The sequence below is a fragment of the Oleiagrimonas sp. genome, from assembly GCF_027858935.1.
Taxonomy (GTDB): Bacteria; Pseudomonadota; Gammaproteobacteria; order Xanthomonadales; family Rhodanobacteraceae; genus Oleiagrimonas.
On record NZ_JAQIBU010000338.1, the window covers coordinates 1 to 3,979 of the forward strand.

Annotated in this window: 2 protein-coding genes and 2 pseudogenes; 3 read left to right on the top strand and 1 reads right to left on the bottom strand. The window is 61.2% G+C overall.

Annotation, left to right across the window (positions count from 1 at the left end):
• The 3 genes and pseudogenes from PF446_RS12780 to PF446_RS12790 all read left to right on the top strand — a co-directional run.
• A pseudogene (locus tag PF446_RS12780) lies at positions 1-465 on the top strand (hypothetical protein); the annotation flags it as partial.
• Positions 462-2,213, top strand: coding sequence for a BatD family protein (locus PF446_RS12785; protein ID WP_298072200.1), 1,752 nt, complete (start codon positions 462-464; stop codon positions 2,211-2,213). The pseudogene PF446_RS12780 and the gene PF446_RS12785, both read left to right, overlap by 4 nt.
• An 82-nt stretch (positions 2,214-2,295) precedes the next feature.
• Positions 2,296-3,354, top strand: a pseudogene (locus PF446_RS12790) (dicarboxylate/amino acid:cation symporter).
• A gap of 266 nt (positions 3,355-3,620) precedes the next feature.
• Here PF446_RS12790 and PF446_RS12795 read toward each other — a convergent pair.
• On the bottom strand, positions 3,621-3,979 hold a 359-nt coding region (locus PF446_RS12795), incomplete at its 5' end, for a macro domain-containing protein (protein WP_298072202.1).

Here is a 3,979-nt window from a genome sequence, read left to right on the forward strand (position 1 = left end):
TCCTCGAACAGTTCGTCGAGCCGGAAGTCAGGCAAACCGGAAGCGGGTAAACACCATGCACAACCGCACAATGCTTCTGCGCCGCCGTCGAATTCAGCTTCAGGCGTGTCCCATGGTGCACCTTCGGACAAGGAGCGCTCCAGCCATGGGCAAGAAGGCGTGAAGCCACCCTCAAAAGCGGATCTAACGGCCCAGGCCAAAGCGCGTGAAGCGCAGAAAAAGCGCATGGATGAAGCGCTCGGACATGCGTCGAGTGTCGATAAACCCTATGTGTTGGGCATGCAGAAACCCGCAGCTCGGAGCTCGGGAAAGCAGCTCCCGGAAGCCATGCGCCAGGCGTTGCAAAGTGTTCCGGACGATCCCGGTAGTCTCCTGCGCAAGAAATTCATGCTCGAATATCAGCGCCGTATGCAGCGCGGGGATACGCAAGACAACGGCCAACAGGACGGGAGTGAAGGACAGTGAAAGCGTCGGTTCGTATCCTCGGGCTCGTGATCGGCATGCTCGTCATGAGCGGACTGGCGCATGCGGGTGTCAGTGTCCAGGCTTCGGTGGACCGAGACCATATACAGCTCGGTGATAGCTTGACTCTGACCCTGGATGTCTCTGGCGCCAGCTCCGGTGTTTCAGCGGATCTTTCCCCGTTGCAAAAGGACTTCAATGTTCTTGGCCGCTCGACCAGTGTGTCGCAAAGCTGGGTCAACGGGCGAGTGAGCGCGACATCGAGTATCTCGATTTCGCTGCGGCCCCTGCACGCAGGGACCTTGACCATTCCTGCCCTGGACGTCGACGGGCAAACGACCCGTCCCTTGACCGTGCAGGTCTCCGATGCGCCCGTCCGGGGGCAGGGAAAGGTCGGTGATCCTGCATTCATCGAGGTGTCGATGAATGCCCACAAGGTCTATGTCGGGCAGCAGGTCGCACTGGATGTGCGATTGCTGTATACCCCGGCACTGATGGACGGCAATATGAGTACACCGCAGGTTGACGGCGCGAAGGTCAGTGCGCTCGGGCGGGCGGTACGCTTCCAGACCCGTCGTGGCGGGATGACCTACAACGTCATCGAGCGACACTTTGCCATCATTGCCCAGCATGCGGGCATGCTGCAAATGGATCCGATCCAGTTCAGCGGCCATGTGATGGATGCTACGGACCCTGGCAGCCTGTTCAGCAATGGAAAGTTGGTCACGGCTCGTTCGGATGCACCTCGGCTCAGGGTATTGCCGCGCCCTGCCGCATCCGGAAAAGGCACCTGGTTGCCGGCACGTCATCTTGAATTGAGCATCAGCGGCCTGCCCGCATCGGGGCAGGTGCAGGTGGGCGAACCGGTCACGGTCACGCTGCACGAAGGGGCCACAGGGTTGACGGCGGCGGCGCTGCCCGTGCCTACACTTCCGGGCATTTCCGGTGCCGATGTCTATCCCGACCAGCCACAAGACGTCACACACCACAACGACCAGTGGCTCACGGGATCGCGTTCGCGATCTTTTGCGATTGTCCCCAAGCGAACCGGAATACTGCATATTCCGGCCATCACGCTGCCCTGGTGGAACGTGGTCAGCAATCAGCCAAAGACCGCATCGATCCCGGCGCAGAACATTACCGTGGTCGCTGCCGGTCCTGCTTCCCCGGCCAATGCAGTGCCTGCGACCGCATCCACTGCACCGGCACACGCAGGTCCTATGGCCTCAGGATCCCCGACGGATGTGAACTCCAAGCCTCATCCTGCAACGTCCGCGGGGCACATGGACACGAAATCCAGCCGCTGGCGATGGCTTGCCCTGACCAGCATGGGACTGTGGATCGTGGCGGCCTTCGCGTTGCTGGCCTGGTGTTTCATGCGGCGTCGACGGTTCCGGCGTGATGCAACGCCGATGTCCGCCTCAACACCTGGCACGCGTGCCCTGCGTCATGCATTCATTGAGTCCGCACGAGGCCATGATCTGCACGCGGCGGCGCAGGCGTTGCTGCACTGGGCGCAGTCCGAGCGGAACGCGATACGCAATCTGGGCATGCTTGCACGGCAACTGGACGACGCGGAGCAGGTGAGCGCGATCCAGGAATTGCAGCGGTGCATGTTCGCTGCGGACGAAAAATCCGAACGGATCGGAGAGCGCCTGGAGAAGACGTTCAGCAGTGGATTTGCTTGGATCCGGAAGCCTGGGAATGACGGCGATGACACGTCGTTGCCACCGCTTTATCCATCGCGCTGACAGCCTGCGCAAGTGCGGTAAAGGCTGTCGCTTCTGCAGGCATTGGGTAGACTGGAATGGTCATGCTTTCCTGCTGGAGTGATTGAATGATTGCCCCCGTGACTTTCCGGCGCGTGCCACTGCATACGTAAATGCTCATCGGTTTTCCGATTGGCGCCATCGCCGGTCTGGTCTGTTACTGGTTGGCACGAAATGCGCACTGGCTGGCTGGCGCCTCTGGTCGGATATGTCAGCCAAACCCATGGGTGATCTTTTCCTCCGACTGCTGTTCATTCCGGTCGTTCCGCTGGTCTTCTCGGCACTGGTCCTTGGTGTGTTCGAGATCGGCGATCCCAGGGCGCTGGGTTGGGTCGGGCTCAAGACCTTGATATGGATTGTTGCCGTGACGGCAGTGGCCGTGGGTATCGGCTTGCTGCTGGTCAATGTCCTGCAGCCGGGACGTGGTGTGCCCCATGAGGTCGGCGAAAGGCTCATCGCCGAGGCCGGTCAACGCGGCGGGGAGATCACCTCTTGCCGTGATGCGATGTCGGCCCGCGACATGCTTCTCGGAATCGTTCCGATCAATCCGGTTCGCGCGGCATCCGAGGACAATCTTCTCGGGCTGATGTTCTTTGCACTGGTGTTCTGAGTCGCGGCGGCGGTGGGACGCAGTCCCGGCACACGTGCCTTTGTCGACACCATGCAGGGTGTCTAGGATATCTTGTTGACGTTGATCGAATGGGTGATCCGGCTGGCCCCGTTTGCCGTCGCGGCGCTGCTCTTCACGCTTACTGCGCGTATGGGTTGGGATGTATCGCTGCAACTTGCGCGCTATGTCGGCGTGGTGCTCCTGGCCTTGGTTCTGCAGTGTTTCGTGCTACTACCGCTGCTGTTGCGCTACCTCGGAGGCATGTCGCTGGGTACGTTTTTCCGTGGAGCGGAAACCGCCATGTTGACTGCGTTCTCGGCGTCCTAGAGCAGTGCGACCTTGCCGACTACGCTGGAGACGGCGGAAAACCGGTTGGGTGTGCCACGCCGCATCAGCCGTTTCGTGTGCGCGCTGGGTGCAACGGCCAACATGATTGGAACGGCCCTGTACGAGGGCATCACCGCGCTGTTCCTGGCGCAGTTCTTCGGAGTCGACCTGAACCTGGCGCAGTAGGCTCTGGTGCTGTTGATCTGCGTACTGGGCGGAGTCGGCGCGGTCGGGATCACCGGAGGATCACTACCGGTGATCGCGAGGATCCTGTGCATGTTCGGGATTACCCTCCGAGGACATCGGTCTGCTGCTGGGTATTGAGCGTTTGCAGGATATGTCACGAACCATGCTGAATGTGACTAGAGGACCTGGCCGCTTCGGTCGTGGTCGCGCGTGACGAGGACGAGCAGGTTCCCGTGACATCGGCATGAGAGCCCGACAAGACTCCATCATGCAGTCAGCGCATCGGCCAGCGCATCATGCACGTCCCGATCCACGCTGCACAGCAATACATGCATGGGCTCGCGTCCTGCACCGGCCTCCTTGCGCAGGCTTTCAACGGCGATACGCGCGGCGGCTTGCGCCGGGTAGCCGTACACGCCACAACTGATGGCTGGAAAGGCGATGTCGCGCACTCCACAGGTACGCGCAAGACGTAGGCTGTTGCGATAGCAAGCAGCCAGGAGCTCCTTTTCGCCATCGTGGCCGCCGCGCCATACCGGGCCGACCGTATGGATCACCCATCGAGCCTTCAGGTCGAAGCCGGGTGTGATCCGCGCCTCGCCGGTTGGGCAGCGCACATGATCGT